Origin of the sequence: Pedobacter cryoconitis (genome assembly GCF_014200595.1) — a bacterium.
Lineage (GTDB): Bacteria > Bacteroidota > Bacteroidia > Sphingobacteriales > Sphingobacteriaceae > Pedobacter > Pedobacter cryoconitis_C.
Genome location: NZ_JACHCG010000004.1, coordinates 285,503 through 308,334 on the forward strand (window position 1 = coordinate 285,503; position 22,832 = coordinate 308,334).

The window sequence follows — 22,832 nt, forward strand, 5'->3', positions numbered from 1 at the left end:
GTTGATCATAAATATATAAAGATGGCTAAAAAGAAAGACGAGAAGCAGAAACATGTAGCTGTAGTAACTAAGAAATCACTCCAGTTTTTTGAAGAATATATTAATAACCCATCCCCTACGGGATTTGAATACCCTGGTCAGAAACTTTGGTTAGATTACCTGAAACCTTATATCGATGAAAGTTTTATCGATAACTACGGAACTGCTGTAGGTGTAATCAATCCAAAAGCAGAATACAGAGTAGTGATTGAAGCACATGCTGATGAAATTTCATGGTTTGTAAACTATATTACCAGTGATGGATTAATTTATGTGATCAGAAATGGTGGTTCTGACCATCAAATCGCGCCTTCTAAGCGCGTAAATATCCATACTGATAATGGATTAGTCAAAGCAGTATTCGGATGGCCTGCAATCCACACACGTGGTGCAGGAGAAAAAGAAGAAGCACCTGCTTTAAAGAATATTTTTCTGGATTGTGGTTGCACTACTAAAGAAGAAGTTGAAGCATTAGGTGTACATGTAGGTTGTGTAATTACTTATGAAGATGAATTCATGGTATTGAATGACCGTTACTATGTAGGCCGTGCTTTAGATAACCGTGCAGGTGGCTTTATGATTGCTGAGGTAGCGCGTTTATTAAAAGAAAACAAGCAGAAATTACCTTTCGCCTTATACATTGTAAACTCTGTACAGGAAGAAATAGGTTTAAGAGGTGCAGAAATGATCGCGCACCGCATTAAACCTCATGTAGCTATCGTTACCGATGTTACGCATGACACTTCTACACCAATGATCAATAAAATAACTCAGGGAGACCTGGCTTGTGGTAAAGGACCGGTTGTATCTTATGCACCAGCGGTACAAACAAACCTGAATAAATTATTGATTGAAACAGCTGAGAAAAATGACATTCCTTTCCAGCGCCAGGCTTCATCACGTTCTACAGGAACTGACACTGATGCTTTTGCTTATTCAAATGGTGGCGTGCCTTCGGCACTAATTTCACTGCCATTGCGTTATATGCATACGACAGTCGAAATGATCCATAAAGAAGATGTAGATAACGTAATCAGCCTGATCTACCATTCTTTATTGAACATAAAGAAAGACCACGATTTTAAATACAATAAATAAGATTTATCTTCACCGCCTATTAAGCGTGTTTGATCTTTCAGACACGCTTTTTTATGGCAGCTATTTATAAAGCAAGCCTTTTTGAACTAAAAAATAAGAATCAATGAAACCTACGTTATTAATACTCGCAGCCGGTATGGCAAGTCGCTATGGCAGCATGAAACAAATTGATGGTTTTGGTCCGAACGGAGAGACCATAATCGACTATTCTATCTATGATGCTATCAAAGCCGGCTTTGGGAAAGTAGTGTTTATCATCAAAGAAGAATATGTAGAAAACTTCAAAGCTATCTTTGATGCTAAGCTTGAAGGTAAAATAGAAACGGATTATGTATTCCAGAATTTTGATCTTAAACAATATGGAATTGATATTGAAATAGAAAGAAGTAAACCATGGGGAACCGCTCACGCTGTTCTTGCAGCAAGACACGCAATAAAAGAGCCATTCTGTGTAATTAATGCAGATGATTTTTACGGATTGGATGCTTATGAGAAAATGGTTAAATTTTTAACTACTGAAGTTACTGGCAGCAACTATTCTATGATTGGTTATGAAATCGGTAAAACTTTATCAGATTACGGATCAGTATCACGTGGTGTGTGTAAAGTGAGTGCAGACGGTTACCTGGAAGAAATCATAGAGCGTACCAAAGTACTTCGTGAAGGAGAAGCTATCGTTTACGAAGAAGATGAAAAACAATATCCTTTATCATTGGATACCCGTGTATCCATGAACTTCTGGGGTTTTACACCAGAAATGTTTAAAATATCTGAAGAGCTTTTCAGAGACTTCGCACATGCAAACAAAGACAACCCTAAAGCAGAATTTTTTATTCCATTAGTAGCCGATAGCCTGTTAAGCTCAGAGACAGCAGATTTCAAAGTCGTGCCTACAGACAGCAAATGGTTTGGTGTAACTTACAAAGAAGATAAACCAATTGTACAGGCATCTATAGACCAATTGGTTAAAGACGGTGTATATCCTGAAAACCTGTGGAAATAACAAAGCACTCCACTTTCTAATAATAAACCTATTAAAACCCCTTAAAAATTAATTTAAGGGGTTTCTTTTTGTATCAAACATAAAAAAAGAGGATAACCTTTCGGTTACCCTCTTTTTTATATACTTACGATTCGATTATTTCTTATCGTCTTTTACTTCTTCGAAGTCAACATCAGTAACGTTGTCAGCAGCATCAGCTGTTTGACCGTTTGACTGAGCACCACCTTCAGCAGGTGCACCACCGTCCTGACCAGCTTTGTACATCTCTTCAGATGCTTCATTCCATGCTGCTTGTAATTCTGCCTGAGCAGCATCAATATCAGCGAAACTTCTTGCAGCATGTGCCGCTTGTAATTTAGCTAAACCAGCTTCAATCGGAGCTTTTTTATCAGCAGAGATTTTATCACCGAATTCTTTCAATTGTTTCTCAGTAGAGAAAATTAAAGCATCAGCACTGTTGATTTTATCAGCTTCTTCTTTAGCAATTTTATCAGCATCAGCATTTTGCTCAGCTTCTTCTCTCATTCTTTTGATTTCTTCTTCAGTTAAACCTGATGAAGCCTCAATACGAATTTTTTGCTCTTTACCAGTAGCTTTATCTTTTGCACTTACGTGTAAGATACCATTCGCATCAATGTCAAAAGCAACTTCAACCTGAGGAACACCACGTGGAGATGGAGGTATACCGTCTAAGATAAAACGACCAATCGTACGGTTCTGAGCAGCCATTGGACGCTCACCTTGTAAGATGTGGATTTCTACCGAAGGCTGGTTATCAGCAGCTGTAGAGAAAGTTTCTGCTTTTTTAGAAGGAATAGTAGTATTCGCTTCAATTAATTTAGTCATTACACCACCCATAGTCTCAATACCTAAAGAAAGAGGAGTTACGTCTAATAACAATACATCTTTAACCTCACCAGTTAAAACACCACCTTGAATTGCAGCACCGATAGCTACAACCTCATCAGGGTTTACACCTTTAGAAGGATCTTTACCGAAGAATGCTTTTACTGCTTCCTGAATAGCAGGAATACGGGTAGAACCACCTACTAAAATGATTTCATCGATATCAGAAGTTTTTAAACCAGCATTTTTCAATGCAGATTTACAAGGCTCGATAGTACGTTTGATCAGATCAGCAGCCAATTGCTCAAATTTAGCACGGCTTAAAGTTCTCACTAAGTGTTTTGGTCCGCTTGCATCAGCAGTGATATATGGTAAGTTAACTTCTGTAGAAGTAGTGCTTGAAAGCTCAATTTTAGCTTTCTCAGCAGCTTCTTTCAAACGTTGTAATGCCATTGGATCCTGATTAAGGTCCATACCATTTTCAGCTTTGAATTCAGCAGCTAACCAGTCAATGATAATGTGGTCAAAGTCATCACCACCTAAGTGAGTATCACCGTCAGTAGATTTTACTTCAAATACACCATCACCTAATTCTAATACAGAAACGTCATGTGTACCACCACCACAGTCAAACACAACAATTTTCATGTCTTTATGTGCTTTGTCCAAACCGTAAGCTAAAGCAGCAGCAGTTGGCTCGTTGATGATACGTTTAACTGTTAAACCAGCGATTTCACCAGCTTCTTTAGTTGCCTGACGTTGAGCATCGTTGAAATAAGCAGGAACAGTAATAACTGCTTCTGTTACTTCATGACCTAAAAAGTCTTCCGCAGTTTTTTTCATTTTTTGCAAGATCATTGCAGAAATTTCCTGTGGAGTGTATTTACGGTCATCAATTTCAACACGTGGAGTATTGTTGTCACCCTTAACAACTTTGTAAGGTACGCGACCAGTTTCTTTAGCAACCTCAGCAAAGCTGCTGCCCATGAAACGCTTAATTGAATAAATTGTTTTTGTTGGGTTAGTGATTGCCTGGCGTTTTGCAGAATCACCTACTTTACGTTCACCATTTTCTGCAAAAGCAACAATGGATGGCGTTGTACGTTTCCCCTCACTGTTGGCTATAACTACAGGTTCGTTACCTTCCATTACGGCTACGCAAGAGTTTGTTGTTCCTAAGTCTATACCAATAATTTTTGACATGCTATTTTATCTTTGTTTATGTTATGAATTCTTATTTCCTAATTCTATTTAACAAGCAATGTGCCAATTGGCATTTGTCAGTTAAACAGGCACTGCTTTTTAGATTTTGGTTAAAATGTAAATGAAAACCTTTTACAATTCTGACAGGTTGTCATAATTGACATTTTTCATGGCTGCAAATCCATCAAAACTTGACTAGAGTTTCAAGATGATGATACTCAATGCCAAAATATTCTTTTGTCCGTTTAATCTTCTCCAGAATCTCTTCTTTATCTACTGCTTGTTCTTTGGTTTTTACCCCCACAACCAGTACATTTTTTGGGGTATGTGCATCCGAAATAAATTCAAATACCTTTGTTTTGTACCCAAAATATTCAAGTATCAATGCCCTGATTCCATCAGTTACCATTTCTGCCTGACGTTCTAAAAAGATGCCATACTTCGTTAAGAAGTCCAGCTCATTTACAGCCTTCCCTTTTTCTATCTGTTTTCTGATCTGCTTATGGCAGCAAGGTGCAACCACAATAAGTTCCGCATTCCCTTTGATCCCCTTGTATATCGCATCATCAGTGGCCGTATCGCAGGCATGTAAAGCAATTAACAAGTTGATCTCTTCCGAAGCATAATCTTCTATAGTACCCTGAATAAAATCCAGTCCCTTTAAGTTTGACTTCGAAGCTATTTTATTACATAAATCCACAAGGTCCTGACGATATTCCACACCAGTAACACTCGCTTCAATTTTTAACACATTAACCAGGTAATCATATAAAGCAAAAGTAAGATAACCTTTACCCGAGCCCATGTCGACCACCTTTTTAAACTTGCCAGCAGGCAAATTCCTGATCAGTGGGTCTAATAAAGCCACGTACTGATTAATCTGCTTATACTTGTCCTGTGCATTTTTATAAACAGTCCCGGTAGCATCAGTGATATTTAATTCCTGCAAATAATTTTTGCCGGCAGGCTGAATCAACCTTTTTTTCTCTTTATCATGAGACAGTACAACCGGAGCCGCAGTTTTGATTAATCTTTCTCTAATCGTGATTACTCCTTTTTTATCATGTTCAACAATTACCTCTTTGTCTGTGCTAAAAAAAGTACAGATTCTAAAATCATTGCTGATGAAATGACTAATTCTGGTCAGGCCGTCCTCAATCGAAAAGTTCTTTACAATATCCCTTGTTTTATTCCGGTAAGTAAAAGAAAGCATTTCTACTTTTTTAATCTTTATCCGGCGTACATATACATTCTTTAATTCCTTGTCATTGCCCTGGTAATTGCCAAGGGAAATCTTTATAAATACATTAGCCGGGATACTATCCGCCAACTGTTTATGGAATTCCTGAAGGATGGATTGATTGGACATAAAATTATAGATTGATGATGGTCATATATATAAGAAAAGCCCTGTCCAACTAAGAACAGGGCTTTCTGTATTTTGATGAGGAAGAATATTATTCTCCTTTATCTTCTTTTGTTTCTTCAGCTGCCGGAGCTTCAACAACAGCTTCATCAGCTGCAACTTCTGCTTTAGCAGGAGCTTCAGTAGCATCAGCTTTTTTAGTAGTAGCTTTACTTCTGCCACGACGTGTTGTTTTCTTCTCTTCAGTAGCAACTTCTTTACCGTAAACTTCGTTGTAATCAACAAGCTCGATGAATGCCATCTCAGCATTATCACCTAAACGATTGTTTAACTTGATAATTCTGGTATAACCACCTGGACGGTTAGCAACTTTTGCAGCTACATCACGGAACAATTCAGTAACTGAATCTTTGTCCTGTAAATAACTAAAAACAGTACGACGAGAGTGTGTAGTATCGTTTTTAGATTTAGTGATCAAAGGCTCAACATACATACGCAAAGCTTTTGCTTTTGCTAAAGTAGTAGAGATTCTTTTGTGTTTGATCAATGATGAGGCCATGTTAGCCAACATCGCTTTACGATGGGACTTAGTTCTGCCTAAGTGATTGTGTTTTTTACCGTGTCTCATTTTTTTTTTATTCAGTGCGCACCGTCTCTTCTGAATTAAAGAGGGAATTACACACTATTAACAATATTGTTATTTGTCTGTTGTTATTCTTCGTCCAGTTTGTATTTACCTAAATTCATACCGAATGATAAGCTTTTAGATTTTACTAATTCCTGGATTTCAGTTAATGATTTCTTACCGAAGTTTCTGAATTTTAACATATCAGCTACATCATAAGAAACTAAATCAGCTAATGTACGGATGTCCGCTGCTTTCAGGCAGTTTAATGCACGAACTGATAAATCAAGATCAACTAATTCAGTTTTAAGGATTTTACGCATATGTAAAATTTCCTCATCAACTTCTTTAGTTTCTTCTTTAGCCTGAGATTCTAATACTAAGTTCTCATCAGAGAACAACATGAAATGCTGAATTAGAATTTTAGCTGCTTCTTTTAATGCTTCTTCAGGATGAATAGATCCATCAGTAGAAATATCTAAAATTAATTTTTCATAATCTGTTTTTTGTTCAACACGATAGTTTTCAATCGTGTATTTTACATTTTTCATTGGAGTAAAGATCGAATCGATCGCGATTACGCCAACTACAGCATCATTAATTTTATTTTCTTCAGCCGGAACATAACCACGTCCTTTATTGATAGTTAATTCTACCTCTAAAGTAACTGATTTCTCCATGTTACAAATTACGAATTCCGGGTTAAGGACTTCGAAGTTGTTAGAGAACTTAGTTATGTCGCCTGCTAGAAATTGATCCTGGCCATTAACTACAATAAAGACTTTTTCAGATTCACCTGAATCACCAGCTTTTTTAAAACGAACTTGTTTCAAATTAAGGATAATTTCAGTTAAATCTTCTACAACACCTTTCATTGTAGAAAATTCATGTGATACGCCAGAAAAACGAATACTTGTAATGGCATACCCCTCTAAAGAAGAAAGTAAAATTCTTCTTAAGGCATTACCAATTGTTACACCGAAACCGGGTTCTAAAGGACGAAATTCAAATATACCATCGAAATCCGTTGATTTCTGCATGATGACCTTATCGGGTTTCTGAAATGCTAAAATTGCCATTTATAATGTTTTTAGATCGTTATTAAAATTATGTAACGTAAAATAGTTAAAGCCTGTATAAAAGGCTTTAACTAAATTTATTACTTAGAGTACAACTCTATAATAAGGTTTTCTTTGATATTTTCTGGAATCTCGTCGCGATTTGGATAAGTTAAGAACTTACCGCTTAATTCCGATGCATTCCAATCTAACCAATTAAACTTATTGATTACTCTTCCTGCTACTGAATTAGTGATGCTTTCAAGAGTTTTAGATTTCTCACGAACTGCAACAACGTCACCAGCTTTCAATTGATAAGAAGGGATATTTACTACTTCACCGTTCACTGTTACGTGTTTATGGCTAACTAACTGACGAGCAGCAGAACGAGTAGTTGCAATACCTAATCTATAAACTGTATTATCTAAACGAGCTTCTAATAATTGTAATAAGTTATCACCTGTAATGCCCTGACGGGAAGATGCTTTAGTAAACAAGTTACGGAACTGACGTTCTAATACACCATAAGTGTATTTAACTTTTTGTTTCTCCATTAACTGTACTGAATATTCAGATTGTTTACCTCTTCTTTTAGACGCACCGTGCTGTCCAGGAGGATAGTTTTTTCTATCTAATACTTTATCAGGACCAAAAATTGGTTCTCTGAATTTACGCGCGATTTTGGATTTTGGTCCTGTATATCTTGCCATTTCTTTTTGTTTTAAAGTATCATACAGCCTTAAACTGTAGACTCTTAGCTTTAAAAATTAATAAATTAAACTCTTCTCTTCTTAGGAGGACGACATCCATTGTGTGGAAGCGGTGTAATATCTTTGATTGAGGTAACTTCGATACCAGAGATTTGCAATGTTCTAATTGCAGACTCACGACCTGAACCTGGACCTTTAACAAATACTTCTACTTTACGCAGACCTAAATCAAAAGCTACTTTACCACAATCAGATGCAGCTTGTCCGGCAGCGTATGGAGTGTTCTTTTTAGAACCCTTGAAGCCCATTTTACCAGCTGAAGACCATGAAATAGTTTGACCGTTGTTATTTGTCAGGGTAACAATGATATTATTAAAAGTCGCATTGATATGTGCTTGACCAACTGGTTCAATAACAACAATACGCTTTTTGGTTACTTTTTTACTCTTAGCCATAATTATTATTCGTTACTAATTTTATTTAGTAGCTTTTTTCTTGTTAGCAACTGTTTTTCTCTTGCCTTTACGAGTACGAGAATTGTTCTTAGTACGTTGTCCACGTACCGGTAAACCTTTTCTGTGACGTAATCCGCGGTAACAACCAATATCCATTAAACGTTTGATGTTTAACTGAACTTCAGAACGTAAAGCACCTTCTACTTTAATTCCGTCGTTAATGATTGTACGTATCGCTGATAACTCTTCATCAGACCAGTCTTGTACTTTTTTGCTAAAATCGATACCTGCCTCAGTTAATATACGCTGAGCAGTTGATCTGCCTACACCGAAGATGTAAGTTAGTCCAATTTCGCCTCTTTTGTTTCTTGGTAAATCTATACCTGATATCCTTGCCATATTTGTACTAAATGTTTGATTAATTGACGACAGATTGAGTAACCTGTACATTCAATCTAATCATACCTCAATAATTTTTTCTTAACCTTGACGCTGCTTGTACTTAGGATTTTTCTTGTTGATTACGTAAAGTTTACCTTTACGACGAATAATCTTGCAATCAGCGCTGCGTTTTTTAATTGATGACCTAACTTTCATTTTATTTATATCTATAAGTAATCCTGCCCTTTGATAAATCGTAAGGCGACATCTCTAATTTTACTTTGTCCCCAGGTAATATCTTAATGTAGTGCATCCTCATTTTACCTGAGATATGAGCGATAATCTCGTGCCCATTCTCCAGCTCTACGCGGAACATGGCATTTGATAATGCTTCTCTTATTACACCGTCTTGTTCAATCGAGGCTTGTTTAGCCATATAATATTGATTTTTACTTGATTAGCTGCTATTAAACAGGGTTGCAAAATTAAATAAAAATATTTAATTATTTACCTTTTTTCTTTTAAAACTTCTTCAATAAATGAAAAGGTCGATAAAACGTCTGCCTTGCCCTTTTTAACAGCAATTGTGTGCTCAAAATGTGCCGACGGTGAATTATCACGACTTGTAACAGTCCATCCATCAGACCAAAACTTTACATTAGCAGTACCGGCGTTAATCATTGGCTCTATGGCAATTACCATTCCTTCCTCTAATTTCATCCCTGTGCCCCGTTTACCATAGTTTGGTACTTCGGGCTTCTCATGTAATTTAACGCCAACACCGTGACCAACAAGCTCTCTCACTACACCAAAACCGTTCTCCTCTGCTAAAGACTGAACTGCAAATCCTACATCACCGATACGGGATCCGACAACAGCTTTATCAATGGCACGTTTTAAACATTCCTGAGTGATATCAACCAGCTTCTGACGCTCAGGGCTAATTTCTCCGATAGAGAAAGTATAAGCCGAGTCACCAAAGAAGTTGTTTTTAATAACACCACAATCGACAGAAATTAAATCGCCTTCCTGTATCACATAGTCACCTGGAAATCCATGAACAACCTGCTCATTTGGAGAAATACAAAGTGAATATGGAAATCCGTTATAGTTTAGAAATGCAGGGATTGCTCCGTTATCTTGTATATAAGTCTCCGCGAGTTTATTTAACTGCATCGTTGTAACTCCTGGTGCGATGATTTTTGCGACTTCTGCAAGCGTCTTAGACACCAGTAATGAGCTTTCCCTGATCAGCTCTACTTCTTCGGGAGACTTATAATAAACCTTAGACATTCAATATTAAATTACAGCATTGCTACTGCTTGTATTTGCAGCGGCTACACCTGTACGACCTGTTACTCTTCCTGTTTTCATTAATCCATCATAATGACGCATTAATAAATAACTTTCAATCTGTTGCAAAGTATCCAATACAACACCTACTAAAATCAGCAGCGATGTACCACCATAGAAATGCGCAAACTCAGATTTGATACCGAATTTTACTGCAATCGATGGAAGGATAGCGATAATAGCTAAGAATACAGAACCTGGAAAGGTGATCTTAGAAATTACATCATCAATATAAGATGAAGTTGACAACCCTGGTTTGATACCAGGAATGAAACCGCCATTTTTCTTCATATCATCAGACATCTGTACAGGATTAACAGTAATCGCAGTATAGAAGAATGTGAAAGCAATGATTAAAAATGCAAACGTTAAGCTATAAGCCAGTGAAGTAGGATCACTAAACTGGATTAACCAGGTATTCTGTAACTTAGGAAAGAACTGAGTTACTGTAGTTGGGATAAACATCAATGCCTGAGCAAAGATGATTGGCATTACACCAGCAGCATTCACTTTCAATGGAATATATTGTCTTACGCCACCGAATTGTCTGTTACCAACAATACGTTTTGCATATTGAACAGGAACCTTACGGACACCCTGAACAATAAGGATAGTGAACATTACCACAGCAAACAGTGCTACAATTTCCAGAACAAGCGCGATTAAGCCACCATCTCCAACAAATCTTGAACTGATCTCCTGTTGTAAAGCTATCGGAAGACGTGCGATAATACCAACCATGATGATTAGTGAAATACCATTTCCTATACCTTTATCAGTAATTTTTTCCCCTAACCACATTACAAACAAAGTACCGGCAGATAAAACAAATGTTGCAAGCACGAAGAATAAAGTGTGGTCAATCAGAATTGCTTCTGGTGGAACCTGAGTCTTTACATAACCAACAGCCTGAACAGCTGTAATAGCTACAGTTAAGTAACGGGTAATCTGATTTAGTTTATTTCTGCCACTCTCTCCTTCTTTTTGCATTTTCTGGAAAGAAGGAACAGCGATACCTAATAACTGAACTACAATTGATGCAGAAATGTAAGGCATTACCCCAAGTGCAAGAACAGATACGCGGGAGAATGAACCTCCGGCAAACATATCAAGCAGACCAAGGATACCAGATTTCTGATTATCGCCTAAAGCTGTTGCATCCACACCTGGTAAAACCACGTGAGAAACGAACCTGTAGACCAAAAGAATTACGAGCGTAAATACGATACGCTCTTTTAATTCTTGAATTTTCCAAATATTACTTAAAGTAGTAAAGAGCTTCTTCATTAATTATAATTAATTACAATTTTTCTATTGAGCCTCCAACAGCTTCAATAGCTTTCTGTGCAGTTGCAGAAAAAGCATGTGCTTTAACTTCGATTTTAGATTTTACTTCACCACGACCCAAGATCTTGATAAGATCGTTTTTGTGCGCTAAACCATGATCTTGCAAAGTAGCGAAATCAATAGTAGTTAAGCTGAACCTTTCTGCTAAACCTTGTAATACGTCTAAGTTAACGCCTACATATTCAACACGGTTAATTGGTTTGAAACCAACCTTAGGTACACGACGTTGTAATGGCATTTGACCACCTTCAAAACCGATTTTAGTTTTGTGACCAGAACGTGATCCAGCACCTTTATGACCACGAGTGGAAGTACCACCACGACCAGAACCAGTACCACGACCTATTCTTTTACTATTTTTAGTAGAACCTGATGCAGGTTTTAAATTACTTAAGTTCATTTTGAAACTTATTGTGCTGCCCTTCGCTTTCACTAATCAGGGCAACGGTTAAACATATACAAAGGTTGCAAATTAGCAAAATTAAACTAATTTACAACCTCTGCGAATTATATACTTTCGATAGCTACTAAGTGATTCACTTTTCTTACCATCCCAATGATAGCAGCGTTAGCTTCAACTTCAACAGACTGGTTCATTTTTTTTAAACCTAATGCCTGCATAGTTCTTTTTTGACGCTCGCTTCTGTCAATGATACTTTTTACCTGGGTTATTTTGATCTTAGCCATGTTCTTATCCGTTAAAAACTTTGTTTAAATCAACACCACGTTGCTGAGCGATGGTATAAGCATCACGCATTTTTGTTAAAGCATCTACTGTTGCTTTTACCACGTTGTGAGGATTTGATGAACCTTTTGATTTTGCTAATACGTTGTGTACACCAGCACTCTCTAAAACAGCACGCATTGCACCACCCGCGATAACACCTGTACCTACTGCTGCTGGTTTGATTAATACAAAACCACCTGAGAATTTACCGATTTGTTCGTGAGGAACAGTACCGTTTAATAAAGGAACTTTTACCAAGTTCTTTTTAGCATCATCGATACCTTTAGCAATTGCTTCAGTTACCTCTTTTGCTTTACCTAAACCATAACCTACGATTCCGTTTTCATCTCCAACAACTACGATAGCTGAGAAACTGAAAGTACGTCCACCTTTGGTTACTTTGGCAACACGTTGTATACTAACTAAACGGTCTTTTAATTCGACCTCGCTAGTCTTAACTCTTTTTATATTGATAGTTGACATTCTTATCTATTTTCAGATTAAAATACTAAACCAGCTTCACGGGCACCTTCTGCCAACGATTTTACGCGACCATGGTATAAATAGCCATTTCTATCGAAAACAACTTCTTTAATGCCAGCTGCGATTGCTTTTTCAGCTACTAATTTACCTACAGCTACAGATTGCTCTGATTTGTTACCATTACTAGAAAAATCTTTAGATAATGATGATGCTGATACGATTGTGCTTCCAGTTACGTCGTTAATGATTTGAGCATAAATTCCTTTATTGCTTCTATAAACTGATAAACGTGGACGGCTTTCAGAACCGGTAAGTCTTTTTCTGATTCCTTTTTTTATACGATCTCTACGAGATAATTTTTTCCCTGCCATGATGATTATTTTTTAGAAGCTGATTTACCTGCTTTTCTTCTTAACACTTCGCCTACAAACTTGATACCTTTACCTTTATATGGCTCTGGTGCACGTAACGAGCGTATTTTCGCTGCTACTTGACCGATCAGTTGTTTGTCAATACTTTCTAAAATGATTTTAGGAGTCTGACCTTTTTCTGAAGTCGTAGTAACTTTAATCTCTTCCGGTAATTGGAATACATAATGGTGAGAGAAACCTAAAACAAGATCAAGTGTATTACCTGTGTTAGTTGCGCGGTAACCCACACCAACTAATTCCTGAGAGATTTTATAACCTTCTGTTACACCAATAACCATATTGTTTAACAATGAACGGTATAAACCATGCAATGCTTTGTGTCTTTTTTGTTCAGTCGGGCGAGTTACAGTAACTACACCGTCTTCCTGAGAAACAGTGATGTCTGCATCAACTGCTTGTTGTAATTCACCTTTTGGGCCTTTTACAGTTACTAAATTATCTTTATCAACTGTAATTGTTACTCCAGCAGGTACATTAATTGGGGCTTTTCCTATTCTTGACATTTTGCTATCCTCCTTTAATTAATAAACGTGACACAAAACTTCGCCACCAATGTTTAGTCTGGCCGCTTCTTTATCTGTCATAACTCCTTTAGAAGTAGACAAGATAGCGATACCTAAACCGTTCAATACTCTTGGCATATTATCAACGCCTGCATACTGCCTTAAACCTGGTTTGCTGATACGCGCTAAAGTGCGGATAGCAGGTATTTTAGTTATTGGATTGTATTTCAAAGCGATTTTAATCGTTCCTTGTACAGTAGTTTCCTCGAACTTGTAGTTGGCAATGTAACCTTTGTCAAAAAGTACTTTAGTAATTTCCTTTTTAAGATTTGATGCAGGAATTTCTACAATTCTGTGATTTGCCTTAATGGCATTTCTTACTCTTGTAAGATAATCTGCTATTGGATCTGTATTCATTTTTATTGATTTGTGATAGTGGTTTCCTTTCCGAACTATTCGGAGCGACCTTCCATCGGTTAATTTTTCTATTTAAACGTATAACGTTAGAAGTTAAACGCATGATGCGTAAAACTCTCTAACGTAAAACGATTTTACCAGCTTGCTTTGGTAACTCCAGGAATTTTTCCTGCTAATGCCATATCACGGAATGTAACCCTTGATATACCGAAAGTACGCATGTAACCACGTGGACGGCCAGTTAATTTACAACGGTTGTGTAAACGTACTGGTGATGAGTTTTTTGGTAACTTATCTAATCCTTCGAAATCACCTGCAGCTTTTAATTCTGCACGTTTGTCAGCATACTTAGCTACCAATCTCTGGCGCTTAATTTCGCGAGCTTTTACACCTTCTTTTGCCATTATTGATCTGTATTAAGGGTTTGGTTTTTAAACGGTAATCCAAATTGCTTTAAAAGTTCCAATGCTTCAACATCAGTTGTTGCTGAAGTTACAAAGGTAATATCCATACCTAAAATCTTAGAGATTTTGTCGATGTTGATCTCAGGGAAAATGATTTGTTCAGTAATACCTAATGTGTAATTACCTTTTCCATCAAATCCTTTATCGTTGATACCTTTGAAATCACGGATACGTGGTAAAGCTACGGAAATTAAACGATCTAAAAACTCAAACATGTTATTGTCACGTAAAGTTACACGTACACCTACTGGCATACCTTTACGTAATTTAAAGTTTGAGATATCTTTTTTAGATTTCGCTCCAACTGCCTGCTGACCTGTGATTGTGCTCATTTCTAAAATAGAACTGTCCATAATCTTTTTGTCAGTTACAGAGAAACGACCAACACCTTGGTTGACAGCTATCTTCTCTAACTTAGGAACCTGCATTACGCTTTTGTAATTGAACTTCTCTTTAAGAGCAGATACAATTTCCTCTTTATATTTAGTCTTTAATCTTGGTATGTAAGTCATTATTTGATCTCCTCTCCTGATTTTTTAGATACCCTAACTAATTTCCCAGCAGCGTTAAGCTTTCTGCCAACACGCGTAGTTTTTCCTGATTTAGGATCAATTAACGCAACGTTAGAAATATGAAGAGCAGCCTCTTTTTTAATGATACCTCCGTTAGGATTAGCAGCATTTGGTTTTGTATGTTTAGACACAAGGTTAACACCTTCTATCAGTATCCTGCTTTTAGTAATTAATACTGAAAGCACTTTACCTTCCTGGCCTCTTGAATCACCAGCGATAACCTTTACTAAATCTCCTTTACGGATTTTAATTTTTGGTTGAACAGTTACTTTATTTTTCATTTTATAATACCTCCGGTGCTAATGATACAATCTTCATGAATTGTTTCTCACGCAGTTCTCTCGCTACCGGGCCAAAAATACGTGTTCCACGCGGCTCATCTTGTGCATTTAATAAGACTGCTGCATTATCGTCGAAACGGATGTAAGAACCATCTTTACGTCTGATCTCTTTCTTTGTTCTTACAACAACTGCTTTAGAAACGGTTCCTTTTTTAATGTTACCTGAAGGCAATGCACTTTTAACGGTAACAACGATTTTGTCACCAATAGAAGCGTATCTCTTTCCGGTTCCACCAAGTACACGGATAACCAATACTTGTTTTGCGCCGCTATTGTCGGCTACGTTTAATCTTGATTCCTGTTGTACCATGTTATTTAGCCCTCTCTAAAATTTCCACTAATCTCCAGTTCTTGTTTTTACTCAGCGGACGAGTCTCCATGATAAGTACTGTATCACCAATACCACAATCGTTTTTCTCGTCATGAGCCATAAATTTGGTAGTTTTCTTAACAAACTTACCATAGATCGGGTGTTTCACTTTACGTTCTACCGCTACAACAACAGATTTATCCATTTTGTTGCTTACCACCAACCCGGTTCTTGTTTTTCTTAATTGTCTTTCCATTTCGACTCTAAAGTTATTTAGTTTCACTAGCTGACTCAGCATTACGCTTAGTCATTTCAGTATTTAATCGGGCGATGTCTTTTCTTACCTTAGTGATACGGGTAGGATTCTCTATAGCCGAAATTGTATGTGCAAATTTTAACTTAACTAAGTTTTCTTTTTCTTCTGCAATCCTGACTACTAGTTCTTCTTTTGAAAGCCCTGTGATTTCTGAGTTCTTCATTTTATTAATTTTTATGTTCTGGGTCTAGCGGTTATAAAAACAAGTTACTTACAACATTGACCCCAAAACTCTTTTTATGCTTCTACGTAATCTCTACGTACTACAAACTTTGTTTGGATAGGTAATTTTTGAGCAGCTAATCTCATTGCTTCTTTAGCAACTTCTAACGATACACCTTCAGCTTCAAAAATGATGCGTCCTGGTCTAACAACAGCTACCCAGTACTCTGGAGCACCTTTACCTTTACCCATACGTACTTCAGCTGGTTTCTTAGTAACCGGTTTGTCCGGGAAAATTCTAATCCACACTTGGCCTTCACGTTTCATGAAACGAGTTACCGCAATACGGGCTGCCTCTATCTGACGACTTGTAATCCAGGTCGCCTCTAAAGATTTAATCCCGAAAGACCCGAATGATAATTCAGCTCCACGTGTAGCTAAACCCTTCATTCTGCCCTTTTGCATCTTTCTGAACTTCGTTCTTTTTGGCTGTAACATTTTATCTTAATATTATCGTAAAACGATCTGTTAACTAATTATTTACGAGGACCTCTGTTAGGAGTATTTCCGCCTCTATTATCTCTACCTGGACCGCCTTGACCTGGACCACCCTGACCCGGACCTCTTCCACGACCACCTTTGTTGTCGTTTCTTCTGTCACCACCGCCACGGTTATCTCTGTCTCTGCCACCTGCACCAAAAGCACCTTCAGGTCTGCCACCTTTACCAGGAGCGTTACTTACTGCACCAATGTTTGGAGAAAGATCACGTTTACCATAAACTTCGCCTTTACAGATCCATACTTTAACACCAATCTTACCATAGGTAGTTAATGCTTCAGCTAATGCATAGTCAATATCAGCACGGAAAGTATGCAAAGGAATTCTTCCTTCTTTATACTGCTCGTTACGAGCCATCTCTGCTCCGCCTAAACGACCTGAAGTCATTATTTTGATACCTTCAGCACCCATACGCATTGTTGATGCGATAGTTGACTTCATGGCTCTACGGAAAGAGATTCTTGCCTCTAATTGTTTTGCTACACCTTCTGCTACCAGTTGTGCATCAAGCTCAGGACGTTTGATCTCAAAAATGTTAATTTGAATTTCCTTTTTAGTCAGTTTCTTTAACTCTTCTTTGATCTTATCAACCTCAGCTCCTGCTTTACCGATCACGATACCTGGACGGGCAGTGTGGATAGTTACAGTGATACGTTTTAACGTACGTTCGATAACTACTTTAGCTACTCCTCCTTTTGCGATACGCACAGAAAGATATTTTCTTATTTTTTCGTCCTCAACTAATTTGTCAGCATAGTTGTTGCCACCGAACCAGTTAGAATCCCAACCTCTGATGATTCCTAACCTGTTTCCTATTGGATGTGCTTTTTGTCCCATTTCTACTAATTAGTTTGAGTTTCAACGTTTTTACTATCTACTATCAAAGTTACATGGTTAGAACGCTTACGTATTCTGTAACCACGACCTTGAGGTGCTGGTCTCAGTCTTTTCAACTGACGGCCGCCACCAACCATTATCGTTTTCACGTATAATTGGTTTTCTTCAGGGCGAGAACCTTCATTTTTAGTTTCCCAGTTTTTGATTGCTGATAACAAAAGTTTTTCAACTCGTATTGCCGCTTCTTTATTGGTAAATTTTAAAATATGTAATGCTTTCTCAACACGCTCACCTCTGATAAGATCTACAACCAAACGCATCTTACGTGGTGAGGTTGGACAATTGTTTAATTTCGCTACTGCTTCCATCTCTTAATTATTTTTTCTTTTCAGAGTGACCCCTAAATGTTCTGGTTGGAGCAAACTCTCCCAGCTTGTGACCAACCATGTTTTCTGTTACGTATACCGGTATAAATTTATTACCGTTATGCACTGCAAATGTATGACCCACAAAATCTGGTGAGATCATTGATCTGCGTGACCAAGTTTTAATGACAGACTTTTTGCCTGAATCATTCATAGATACTACTTTCTTCTCTACGTTATGGTCAATATAAGGTCCTTTTTTAATCGAACGAGCCATTATTTCTTCCTTTTCTCTATGATGAAACGATTTGAGTATTTTTTAAGTTGACGGGTCTTGAAGCCTTTAGAATACATACCATTCCTTGATCTTGGCTGACCACCTGATGAACGACCTTCACCACCACCCATTGGGTGATCGACAGGGTTCATCGCAACCGGACGTGTTCTAGGACGACGTCCTAACCAACGTTTACGACCTGCTTTACCTAATACTTCATTTGCGTGATCTGAATTTGAAACAGATCCGATTGTTGCTAAACAAGTAGTCAAGATTAATCTTGTCTCACCTGATGGCATTTTCAATGTAGCATATTTACCATCACGCGCAGCTAATTGTGCATAAGCACCAGCACTACGAGCCAATTGAGCACCACGACCTGGATGAATCTCCACGTTGTGTACAATTGATCCCAAAGGGATATTTGATAATTTTAAAGCGTTTCCAACTTCTGGAGTCGCTGTATCACCTGATAATACTTTTTGCCCAACTTGTAAGCCTTCTGGTGAAATAATGTAACGCTTCTCACCATCAGCATAATGTAATAATGCGATACGTGCAGTACGGTTTGGATCGTATTCAACAGTAGCAACTGTTGCAGGAATATCAAACTTATCACGTTTAAAATCAATTAAACGGTAAGATTTTTTGTGACCACCACCCATGTAGCGCATAGTCATCTTTCCTGTATTGTTACGTCCTCCCGATTTCTTAGAAGAAACAACCAATGATTTTTCGGGCTTGGTTGCTGTAATCTCCGAAAAACTGGCCCCAACTCTAAAGCGGGTACCCGGAGTGACTGGTTTAAATTTTCTTAAGCCCATAGTTATAAAATATTCAATTCTTATTAAATGTTCGCGTAATAATCAATTGTTTCACCTGCTGCCAGAGTAACAATCGCTTTTTTGTATTTCGGGCTACGACCCGTAACTAAACCACCTTTTGTATTTCTTGATTTTAACTTTCCGTTTACAATCATAGTATTGATTGCAAGGATGTTAACACCATACATTTTTTCGATAGCTTGTTTAATTTGCAATTTGTTTGCTTTGTGTTCAACCTGGAAAGTAAAACGGCTTGACTTTTCTGTAAGTGCAGACGCTTTTTCGGTTAGTATTGGTTTTTTTAAAAATTCCATATTACTTGGCAAATGCCTCCTCCAATGTTTTAACAGTGTTTGCAGTTAATAAAAGTTTACCACAGTTTAATACATCATATGTATTGATCTGATCTACAGTAATTACTTTTACTTTCTGGATGTTTCTGCTTGATAAATAAATATTGTTATCCTGAACAGGTAAAACCAATAAAGTTTTCTCACCAGTTAAGCTTAACGCATTAACTAAAGCGATGTAATTTTTAGTTTTGATTGAATCAAAAGTAAAATCTTCTAAAACAAGGATGTTTGAATCCTGAGCTTTATATGACAACGCAGATTTACGTGCCAGTGATTTTAATTTTTTGTTCAGTTTAAAACTGTAATCACGTGGTTGAGGACCGAATACACGACCACCACCATTAAACAATGGAGATTTGATACTACCCGCACGAGCACCACCAGTTCCTTTTTGTTTATACAATTTACGTGTTGAACCAGCGATTTCATTACGTTGTTTAGACTTGTGAGTACCCTGACGTTGATTAGCCAAATACTGTTTAACATCTAAATAAATTGCATGATCGCTAGGTGTTACACCAAATACCGACTCAGGAAGTTGCACCTTGGCACCTGTCTCTTTTCCTGAAATGTTTACTACATTTAATTCCATCTGCTTACTTGTCTAAGATTACGTAAGAACCTTTAGCTCCTGGAATGGAACCACTAACTACAACAAGATTTTGATCTGCATAAACTTTCAAAACCTGTAAGTTCTGAACCTTCACTCTATCTCCACCCATTCTACCTGCCATACGCATACCTTTAAATACACGTGCTGGATACGAAGCTGCACCCAATGAACCTGGCGCACGCATTCTGTTATGCTGACCGTGAGTTTGTCCACCCACACCCGCAAATCCATGGCGTTTCACAACACCTTGAAAACCTTTACCTTTCGAAGTACCAACTACATCAACAAAATCGCCTTCAGCAAAAATGTTAACCGTAACAGTATCGCCTAAATTCAACGATTCCTCAAACGGTTCAAATTCTACCAACTTACGTTTTGGAGTTGTGCTTGCTTTCGCAAAGTGGCCTTTTAAAGGCTTGGTGGTGTTCTTTTCTTTAGCTTCATCGAAGCCTAACTGAACTGAAACGTAACCGTCTTTCTCTGCGGTCTTAACCTGTGTTACAACACAAGGCCCAGCTTCGATCACCGTACATGGAATGTTTTTTCCATCGGCGTCGAAAATGCTGGTCATTCCTACTTTTTTTCCAATAATACCTGACATTTTCTTTTTTAAATTTAACACCCATCGAAGCAGTAGGGCTTCGTTCAAGGTGGATACACATCCCTATTAAGGGAGGGCAAAAATAAGAAATAAATCTTAATGATCAAATAGTTAGCGAATTTATTTTGTAAATAAATGCTATTATTTTTGGAGAGATCGGATAAAACGCAGTTAAGCCATTATTTATCCTACCAGCTTGTTACTCAAACTGATCAGAATTACACACAATACAAACACGCCAATCAGCACATACAAATAATCGCGCTCAATCAGGAAGCCGAAAATCGAAAAAACGACACGTGTAACCGGGGTAAAAATCAGGAGTAAAGTTCCGAATTGTATGATAGCTCTTCCATCTAAAGCACTTAAGCCCTGAAAGATAGCCAGAATTGAAGAATATTTTGCTTTCGAAGGATTAAAAACGCTGTAATCAATGATTTCACGGCTATATCCGCTCAGATAAATCACTCCTCCGATAAAAACCACCAGCATCGAAGCGATCACCCCTACCCGGAGCAAAGTGCCCAGAATGACTTGTATATCTTTATCCGCGAAATAATGTTTACCCGTTTGCTTCATTACAGTTTTCCCGCTAATCCATTATAAATCATTTGCAGCGCCAGGAAAGTGACTACGACGGCAAATATAACTTTAAGTTTGTCAGTATTTGTTTTTACTAATAGTTTAGAGCCTACTGTAGCTCCCGTTAACACGCCTAATGTAACCGGCATTGCTATTCCCGGGTCAATTTGTCCGCGGTGTAAATAGACGATTGCACTCGCAGCAGCAGTAACCCCCATCATGAAATTACTGGTCGTTGTAGACACTTTAAAAGGTAAACGCATGATATTATCCATAGCCACTACTTTTAAAGCCCCTGAGCCAATTCCAAGTAATCCGGAAATAATTCCTGCCACAAACATCATAATAAAGCCGCCTACTACATTATGTACGCCATACTTAACCGTTCCACCGGCCGTAGGATAACTTCCGTTTAACTTAAAGAAATTAGCTAACAAACCCGTTGTTCTGTCATCCGAATGATCTACCTTTTTACGTACCATCATTGCCGCAGAAAAAAGGAGTATACAACCGAAAATTACTGCAATATAGCCGGGGTTGATATAAACCGTAATTACTGCCCCTATAACTGCACTGATTGTCGTTGCAATTTCCAGGAACATCCCAATCCGGATATTGGTAATTCCTTCTTTGACATAGGCCGCCGCTGAACCGGAAGAAGTAGCAATAACCGAAACGATAGAAGCACCGATTGCATAGTGGATATCAACTCCTAAAACCAGTGTTAATAGGGGAATTATGATGACCCCACCGCCTAAGCCTGTTAAAGAACCAACCAGTCCCGCTAAAAAAGCACCAGCCAAAACAATAATTGTAAATAGTAATACCGACATTGAGACAAATATACTATCTACAATCAAAACACAATAAAATTAAAATCTCATTGTTAAATTATAAATAATCTATTCCAAATGAACAAATTCCTATTCCCGCTCCTTACCCTTGTGATGATTAACCTATCATTTATGCAGACCAATGCACAGGTAAAACTACCTGTTGATAGTGCAAAAGCAGACCCAAGCCTAAGAGGTCAGTATGAATTGATGCTTGCAAAATCAAAAACGGTCAGCACTTATAAATTGATCAACCCATACAGACTTTCTTCTTTTTATAAAAGTGTAACTGATTCTATCCGGAAAGAACGCAATACTTATAAAACAACAAATGCAAAGGTAGCAGAACAGGCTAAAACAATTACTGAACTGAATAACCAGATTAAAGGAAATGAGAACTCTCTGGCCACTTCAAATTCAAAAGTGAATGAGATCAACTTTTTAGGTATTTCTTTCGCTAAGGGAACTTATAATACGATCGTATGGACACTGATTATCGTCCTTGCATTAGGCTTTGCTTTTGTGACCATCAGATCTGCTAAAAACACACATGAAGCCAAATACAGAACCGGCTTGTATGAAGAAATTTCACAAGAATACCAGGCTTATAAAGTGAAAGCCAATGAAAAAGAAAAGAAATTAGCCAGAGAATTACAGGATGAACGTAATAAACTGGATGAATACAGAGGCCGGGGCCTTTAATACCCGAACCTGCTTTAACACAAAAAATGCCGCTGGAAACCAGCGGCATTTTTATTAAACTGAAATTTACAACAC

36 protein-coding genes are annotated in these 22,832 nt (G+C 37.6%); 3 read left to right on the plus strand and 33 right to left on the minus strand.

Annotated features, from left to right (window positions below):
* The first annotated feature begins 21 nt into the window (after positions 1 to 21).
* On the plus strand, positions 22 to 1,137 hold the full coding sequence (locus HDE70_RS20990) for a M42 family metallopeptidase (protein ID WP_183865923.1): 1,116 nt from the start codon (positions 22 to 24) through the stop codon (positions 1,135 to 1,137).
* Between the two features lie 103 nt (positions 1,138 to 1,240).
* Entirely contained in the window at positions 1,241 to 2,140 is a 900-nt protein-coding gene (locus HDE70_RS20995) for an NDP-sugar synthase (protein WP_183891751.1), read from the plus strand.
* Positions 2,141 to 2,275: 135 nt separating this feature from the next.
* Here HDE70_RS20995 and dnaK read toward each other — a convergent pair whose 3' ends face one another.
* The 33 genes from dnaK to HDE70_RS21160 form a co-directional block, all read right to left on the minus strand.
* Positions 2,276 to 4,189, minus strand: coding sequence for a molecular chaperone DnaK (dnaK, locus tag HDE70_RS21000; RefSeq protein WP_183865925.1), 1,914 nt, complete (start codon positions 4,187 to 4,189; stop codon positions 2,276 to 2,278).
* 184 nt (positions 4,190 to 4,373) lie between these two features.
* Positions 4,374 to 5,558 carry a class I SAM-dependent methyltransferase gene (locus HDE70_RS21005; RefSeq protein ID WP_183891752.1) on the minus strand — a complete coding sequence of 395 codons (1,185 nt, stop codon included), beginning with the start codon at positions 5,556 to 5,558 and terminating at the stop codon, positions 4,374 to 4,376.
* A gap of 88 nt (positions 5,559 to 5,646) precedes the next feature.
* Positions 5,647 to 6,183 carry a 50S ribosomal protein L17 gene (rplQ, locus tag HDE70_RS21010; RefSeq protein WP_183891753.1) on the minus strand — a complete coding sequence of 179 codons (537 nt, stop codon included), beginning with the start codon at positions 6,181 to 6,183 and terminating at the stop codon, positions 5,647 to 5,649.
* Between the two features lie 83 nt (positions 6,184 to 6,266).
* Complete coding sequence (locus tag HDE70_RS21015; protein WP_068403471.1) at positions 6,267 to 7,259, minus strand: DNA-directed RNA polymerase subunit alpha; 993 nt, start codon at positions 7,257 to 7,259, stop codon at positions 6,267 to 6,269.
* 80 nt (positions 7,260 to 7,339) lie between these two features.
* Positions 7,340 to 7,948: a 30S ribosomal protein S4 gene (gene rpsD / locus HDE70_RS21020; RefSeq protein ID WP_041878578.1), complete on the minus strand. Its 609-nt coding sequence runs from the start codon at positions 7,946 to 7,948 to the stop codon at positions 7,340 to 7,342.
* A gap of 65 nt (positions 7,949 to 8,013) precedes the next feature.
* Complete coding sequence (gene rpsK, locus HDE70_RS21025) at positions 8,014 to 8,403, minus strand: 30S ribosomal protein S11 (RefSeq protein WP_041878538.1); 390 nt, start codon at positions 8,401 to 8,403, stop codon at positions 8,014 to 8,016.
* Positions 8,404 to 8,424: 21 nt separating this feature from the next.
* Complete coding sequence (gene rpsM / locus HDE70_RS21030; RefSeq protein ID WP_068403475.1) at positions 8,425 to 8,802, minus strand: 30S ribosomal protein S13; 378 nt, start codon at positions 8,800 to 8,802, stop codon at positions 8,425 to 8,427.
* Positions 8,803 to 8,883: 81 nt separating this feature from the next.
* A complete protein-coding gene (gene rpmJ, locus HDE70_RS21035; RefSeq protein ID WP_010599887.1) occupies positions 8,884 to 9,000 on the minus strand; it encodes a 50S ribosomal protein L36 in 117 nt (38 codons plus the stop codon).
* Position 9,001: 1 nt separating this feature from the next.
* Positions 9,002 to 9,220 (minus strand): translation initiation factor IF-1, encoded by a 219-nt coding sequence (gene infA / locus HDE70_RS21040; RefSeq protein WP_008244555.1) that lies wholly within the window; start codon positions 9,218 to 9,220, stop codon positions 9,002 to 9,004.
* Between the two features lie 71 nt (positions 9,221 to 9,291).
* Positions 9,292 to 10,077 (minus strand): type I methionyl aminopeptidase, encoded by a 786-nt coding sequence (gene map / locus HDE70_RS21045; RefSeq protein WP_111633994.1) that lies wholly within the window; start codon positions 10,075 to 10,077, stop codon positions 9,292 to 9,294.
* A 6-nt stretch (positions 10,078 to 10,083) separates the two neighbouring features.
* Positions 10,084 to 11,424, minus strand: a complete 1,341-nt coding sequence (gene secY / locus HDE70_RS21050; RefSeq protein ID WP_183865928.1) for a preprotein translocase subunit SecY — start codon at positions 11,422 to 11,424, stop codon at positions 10,084 to 10,086.
* A gap of 13 nt (positions 11,425 to 11,437) precedes the next feature.
* Entirely contained in the window at positions 11,438 to 11,884 is a 447-nt protein-coding gene (gene rplO, locus HDE70_RS21055) for a 50S ribosomal protein L15 (protein ID WP_068407681.1), read from the minus strand.
* A gap of 107 nt (positions 11,885 to 11,991) precedes the next feature.
* Complete coding sequence (gene rpmD, locus HDE70_RS21060; protein WP_183881223.1) at positions 11,992 to 12,171, minus strand: 50S ribosomal protein L30; 180 nt, start codon at positions 12,169 to 12,171, stop codon at positions 11,992 to 11,994.
* 4 nt (positions 12,172 to 12,175) lie between these two features.
* Positions 12,176 to 12,694 carry a 30S ribosomal protein S5 gene (gene rpsE / locus HDE70_RS21065; protein ID WP_068403483.1) on the minus strand — a complete coding sequence of 173 codons (519 nt, stop codon included), beginning with the start codon at positions 12,692 to 12,694 and terminating at the stop codon, positions 12,176 to 12,178.
* Positions 12,695 to 12,711: 17 nt separating this feature from the next.
* The gene (gene rplR, locus HDE70_RS21070; RefSeq protein ID WP_068403486.1) at positions 12,712 to 13,065 is read right to left on the minus strand and encodes a 50S ribosomal protein L18; all 354 of its coding nucleotides are present in this window, start codon (positions 13,063 to 13,065) and stop codon (positions 12,712 to 12,714) included.
* 5 nt (positions 13,066 to 13,070) lie between these two features.
* A complete protein-coding gene (gene rplF, locus HDE70_RS21075) occupies positions 13,071 to 13,628 on the minus strand; it encodes a 50S ribosomal protein L6 (protein ID WP_183865929.1) in 558 nt (185 codons plus the stop codon).
* Positions 13,629 to 13,646: 18 nt separating this feature from the next.
* Entirely contained in the window at positions 13,647 to 14,045 is a 399-nt protein-coding gene (rpsH, locus tag HDE70_RS21080) for a 30S ribosomal protein S8 (RefSeq protein ID WP_090555652.1), read from the minus strand.
* 134 nt (positions 14,046 to 14,179) lie between these two features.
* Entirely contained in the window at positions 14,180 to 14,449 is a 270-nt protein-coding gene (gene rpsN, locus HDE70_RS21085) for a 30S ribosomal protein S14 (protein ID WP_041878530.1), read from the minus strand.
* Entirely contained in the window at positions 14,449 to 15,021 is a 573-nt protein-coding gene (rplE, locus tag HDE70_RS21090; protein ID WP_221270557.1) for a 50S ribosomal protein L5, read from the minus strand. The genes rpsN and rplE overlap by 1 nt, the downstream gene beginning before the upstream one ends.
* Complete coding sequence (rplX, locus tag HDE70_RS21095) at positions 15,021 to 15,362, minus strand: 50S ribosomal protein L24 (RefSeq protein ID WP_111633990.1); 342 nt, start codon at positions 15,360 to 15,362, stop codon at positions 15,021 to 15,023. The genes rplE and rplX overlap by 1 nt, the downstream gene beginning before the upstream one ends.
* Position 15,363: 1 nt before the next feature.
* The gene (gene rplN / locus HDE70_RS21100) at positions 15,364 to 15,732 is read right to left on the minus strand and encodes a 50S ribosomal protein L14 (protein ID WP_041878524.1); all 369 of its coding nucleotides are present in this window, start codon (positions 15,730 to 15,732) and stop codon (positions 15,364 to 15,366) included.
* A gap of 1 nt (position 15,733) precedes the next feature.
* Positions 15,734 to 15,988 (minus strand): 30S ribosomal protein S17, encoded by a 255-nt coding sequence (gene rpsQ / locus HDE70_RS21105; RefSeq protein WP_037442595.1) that lies wholly within the window; start codon positions 15,986 to 15,988, stop codon positions 15,734 to 15,736.
* 13 nt (positions 15,989 to 16,001) lie between these two features.
* Positions 16,002 to 16,211 carry a 50S ribosomal protein L29 gene (gene rpmC / locus HDE70_RS21110; protein ID WP_068403496.1) on the minus strand — a complete coding sequence of 70 codons (210 nt, stop codon included), beginning with the start codon at positions 16,209 to 16,211 and terminating at the stop codon, positions 16,002 to 16,004.
* 74 nt (positions 16,212 to 16,285) lie between these two features.
* The gene (rplP, locus tag HDE70_RS21115; protein WP_068403497.1) at positions 16,286 to 16,708 is read right to left on the minus strand and encodes a 50S ribosomal protein L16; all 423 of its coding nucleotides are present in this window, start codon (positions 16,706 to 16,708) and stop codon (positions 16,286 to 16,288) included.
* Positions 16,709 to 16,746: 38 nt separating this feature from the next.
* Positions 16,747 to 17,607 (minus strand): 30S ribosomal protein S3, encoded by an 861-nt coding sequence (gene rpsC, locus HDE70_RS21120; protein ID WP_041878513.1) that lies wholly within the window; start codon positions 17,605 to 17,607, stop codon positions 16,747 to 16,749.
* Between the two features lie 5 nt (positions 17,608 to 17,612).
* Complete coding sequence (rplV, locus tag HDE70_RS21125) at positions 17,613 to 17,975, minus strand: 50S ribosomal protein L22 (protein WP_037442604.1); 363 nt, start codon at positions 17,973 to 17,975, stop codon at positions 17,613 to 17,615.
* A 7-nt stretch (positions 17,976 to 17,982) separates the two neighbouring features.
* Complete coding sequence (rpsS, locus tag HDE70_RS21130) at positions 17,983 to 18,249, minus strand: 30S ribosomal protein S19 (RefSeq protein ID WP_008244581.1); 267 nt, start codon at positions 18,247 to 18,249, stop codon at positions 17,983 to 17,985.
* Complete coding sequence (gene rplB / locus HDE70_RS21135; protein ID WP_068403499.1) at positions 18,249 to 19,073, minus strand: 50S ribosomal protein L2; 825 nt, start codon at positions 19,071 to 19,073, stop codon at positions 18,249 to 18,251. Before rplB ends, rpsS begins: the two co-directional genes overlap by 1 nt.
* 23 nt (positions 19,074 to 19,096) lie before the next feature.
* Positions 19,097 to 19,387: a 50S ribosomal protein L23 gene (gene rplW / locus HDE70_RS21140; protein ID WP_068403500.1), complete on the minus strand. Its 291-nt coding sequence runs from the start codon at positions 19,385 to 19,387 to the stop codon at positions 19,097 to 19,099.
* Position 19,388: 1 nt separating this feature from the next.
* The gene (gene rplD / locus HDE70_RS21145) at positions 19,389 to 20,018 is read right to left on the minus strand and encodes a 50S ribosomal protein L4 (RefSeq protein WP_068403503.1); all 630 of its coding nucleotides are present in this window, start codon (positions 20,016 to 20,018) and stop codon (positions 19,389 to 19,391) included.
* A gap of 4 nt (positions 20,019 to 20,022) precedes the next feature.
* Positions 20,023 to 20,640 carry a 50S ribosomal protein L3 gene (gene rplC, locus HDE70_RS21150; RefSeq protein ID WP_111633989.1) on the minus strand — a complete coding sequence of 206 codons (618 nt, stop codon included), beginning with the start codon at positions 20,638 to 20,640 and terminating at the stop codon, positions 20,023 to 20,025.
* A gap of 183 nt (positions 20,641 to 20,823) precedes the next feature.
* Positions 20,824 to 21,219, minus strand: a complete 396-nt coding sequence (locus HDE70_RS21155; RefSeq protein ID WP_183891754.1) for a DUF1634 domain-containing protein — start codon at positions 21,217 to 21,219, stop codon at positions 20,824 to 20,826.
* Positions 21,219 to 22,055: a sulfite exporter TauE/SafE family protein gene (locus HDE70_RS21160; protein WP_183891755.1), complete on the minus strand. Its 837-nt coding sequence runs from the start codon at positions 22,053 to 22,055 to the stop codon at positions 21,219 to 21,221. Before HDE70_RS21160 ends, HDE70_RS21155 begins: the two co-directional genes overlap by 1 nt.
* A 78-nt stretch (positions 22,056 to 22,133) precedes the next feature.
* On the opposite strand from HDE70_RS21160, the gene HDE70_RS21165 reads away from it, so the two are divergent.
* Complete coding sequence (locus tag HDE70_RS21165) at positions 22,134 to 22,757, plus strand: hypothetical protein (protein ID WP_183891756.1); 624 nt, start codon at positions 22,134 to 22,136, stop codon at positions 22,755 to 22,757.
* The last annotated feature ends 75 nt before the right edge of the window (positions 22,758 to 22,832 follow it).

Excerpts from the sequence above, each read along its gene's own strand:
- HDE70_RS20990 (WP_183865923.1), top strand. The coding sequence starts at position 22 with ATGGCTAAAAAGAAAGACGAGAAGCAGAAACATGTAGCTGTAGTAACT.
- HDE70_RS20995 (WP_183891751.1), top strand. The coding sequence starts at position 1,241 with ATGAAACCTACGTTATTAATACTCGCAGCCGGTATGGCAAGTCGCTAT.
- dnaK (WP_183865925.1), bottom strand. The coding sequence starts at position 4,189 with ATGTCAAAAATTATTGGTATAGACTTAGGAACAACAAACTCTTGCGTA.
- HDE70_RS21005 (WP_183891752.1), bottom strand. The coding sequence starts at position 5,558 with ATGTCCAATCAATCCATCCTTCAGGAATTCCATAAACAGTTGGCGGAT.
- rplQ (WP_183891753.1), bottom strand. The coding sequence starts at position 6,183 with ATGAGACACGGTAAAAAACACAATCACTTAGGCAGAACTAAGTCCCAT.
- HDE70_RS21015 (WP_068403471.1), bottom strand. The coding sequence starts at position 7,259 with ATGGCAATTTTAGCATTTCAGAAACCCGATAAGGTCATCATGCAGAAA.
- rpsD (WP_041878578.1), bottom strand. The coding sequence starts at position 7,948 with ATGGCAAGATATACAGGACCAAAATCCAAAATCGCGCGTAAATTCAGA.
- rpsK (WP_041878538.1), bottom strand. The coding sequence starts at position 8,403 with ATGGCTAAGAGTAAAAAAGTAACCAAAAAGCGTATTGTTGTTATTGAA.
- rpsM (WP_068403475.1), bottom strand. The coding sequence starts at position 8,802 with ATGGCAAGGATATCAGGTATAGATTTACCAAGAAACAAAAGAGGCGAA.
- rpmJ (WP_010599887.1), bottom strand. The coding sequence starts at position 9,000 with ATGAAAGTTAGGTCATCAATTAAAAAACGCAGCGCTGATTGCAAGATT.
- infA (WP_008244555.1), bottom strand. The coding sequence starts at position 9,220 with ATGGCTAAACAAGCCTCGATTGAACAAGACGGTGTAATAAGAGAAGCA.
- map (WP_111633994.1), bottom strand. The coding sequence starts at position 10,077 with ATGTCTAAGGTTTATTATAAGTCTCCCGAAGAAGTAGAGCTGATCAGG.
- secY (WP_183865928.1), bottom strand. The coding sequence starts at position 11,424 with ATGAAGAAGCTCTTTACTACTTTAAGTAATATTTGGAAAATTCAAGAA.
- rplO (WP_068407681.1), bottom strand. The coding sequence starts at position 11,884 with ATGAACTTAAGTAATTTAAAACCTGCATCAGGTTCTACTAAAAATAGT.
- rpmD (WP_183881223.1), bottom strand. The coding sequence starts at position 12,171 with ATGGCTAAGATCAAAATAACCCAGGTAAAAAGTATCATTGACAGAAGC.
- rpsE (WP_068403483.1), bottom strand. The coding sequence starts at position 12,694 with ATGTCAACTATCAATATAAAAAGAGTTAAGACTAGCGAGGTCGAATTA.
- rplR (WP_068403486.1), bottom strand. The coding sequence starts at position 13,065 with ATGGCAGGGAAAAAATTATCTCGTAGAGATCGTATAAAAAAAGGAATC.
- rplF (WP_183865929.1), bottom strand. The coding sequence starts at position 13,628 with ATGTCAAGAATAGGAAAAGCCCCAATTAATGTACCTGCTGGAGTAACA.
- rpsH (WP_090555652.1), bottom strand. The coding sequence starts at position 14,045 with ATGAATACAGATCCAATAGCAGATTATCTTACAAGAGTAAGAAATGCC.
- rpsN (WP_041878530.1), bottom strand. The coding sequence starts at position 14,449 with ATGGCAAAAGAAGGTGTAAAAGCTCGCGAAATTAAGCGCCAGAGATTG.
- rplE (WP_221270557.1), bottom strand. The coding sequence starts at position 15,021 with ATGACTTACATACCAAGATTAAAGACTAAATATAAAGAGGAAATTGTA.
- rplX (WP_111633990.1), bottom strand. The coding sequence starts at position 15,362 with ATGAAAAATAAAGTAACTGTTCAACCAAAAATTAAAATCCGTAAAGGA.
- rplN (WP_041878524.1), bottom strand. The coding sequence starts at position 15,732 with ATGGTACAACAGGAATCAAGATTAAACGTAGCCGACAATAGCGGCGCA.
- rpsQ (WP_037442595.1), bottom strand. The coding sequence starts at position 15,988 with ATGGAAAGACAATTAAGAAAAACAAGAACCGGGTTGGTGGTAAGCAAC.
- rpmC (WP_068403496.1), bottom strand. The coding sequence starts at position 16,211 with ATGAAGAACTCAGAAATCACAGGGCTTTCAAAAGAAGAACTAGTAGTC.
- rplP (WP_068403497.1), bottom strand. The coding sequence starts at position 16,708 with ATGTTACAGCCAAAAAGAACGAAGTTCAGAAAGATGCAAAAGGGCAGA.
- rpsC (WP_041878513.1), bottom strand. The coding sequence starts at position 17,607 with ATGGGACAAAAAGCACATCCAATAGGAAACAGGTTAGGAATCATCAGA.
- rplV (WP_037442604.1), bottom strand. The coding sequence starts at position 17,975 with ATGGAAGCAGTAGCGAAATTAAACAATTGTCCAACCTCACCACGTAAG.
- rpsS (WP_008244581.1), bottom strand. The coding sequence starts at position 18,249 with ATGGCTCGTTCGATTAAAAAAGGACCTTATATTGACCATAACGTAGAG.
- rplB (WP_068403499.1), bottom strand. The coding sequence starts at position 19,073 with ATGGGCTTAAGAAAATTTAAACCAGTCACTCCGGGTACCCGCTTTAGA.
- rplW (WP_068403500.1), bottom strand. The coding sequence starts at position 19,387 with ATGGAATTTTTAAAAAAACCAATACTAACCGAAAAAGCGTCTGCACTT.
- rplD (WP_068403503.1), bottom strand. The coding sequence starts at position 20,018 with ATGGAATTAAATGTAGTAAACATTTCAGGAAAAGAGACAGGTGCCAAG.
- rplC (WP_111633989.1), bottom strand. The coding sequence starts at position 20,640 with ATGTCAGGTATTATTGGAAAAAAAGTAGGAATGACCAGCATTTTCGAC.
- HDE70_RS21155 (WP_183891754.1), bottom strand. The coding sequence starts at position 21,219 with ATGAAGCAAACGGGTAAACATTATTTCGCGGATAAAGATATACAAGTC.
- HDE70_RS21160 (WP_183891755.1), bottom strand. The coding sequence starts at position 22,055 with ATGTCGGTATTACTATTTACAATTATTGTTTTGGCTGGTGCTTTTTTA.
- HDE70_RS21165 (WP_183891756.1), top strand. The coding sequence starts at position 22,134 with ATGAACAAATTCCTATTCCCGCTCCTTACCCTTGTGATGATTAACCTA.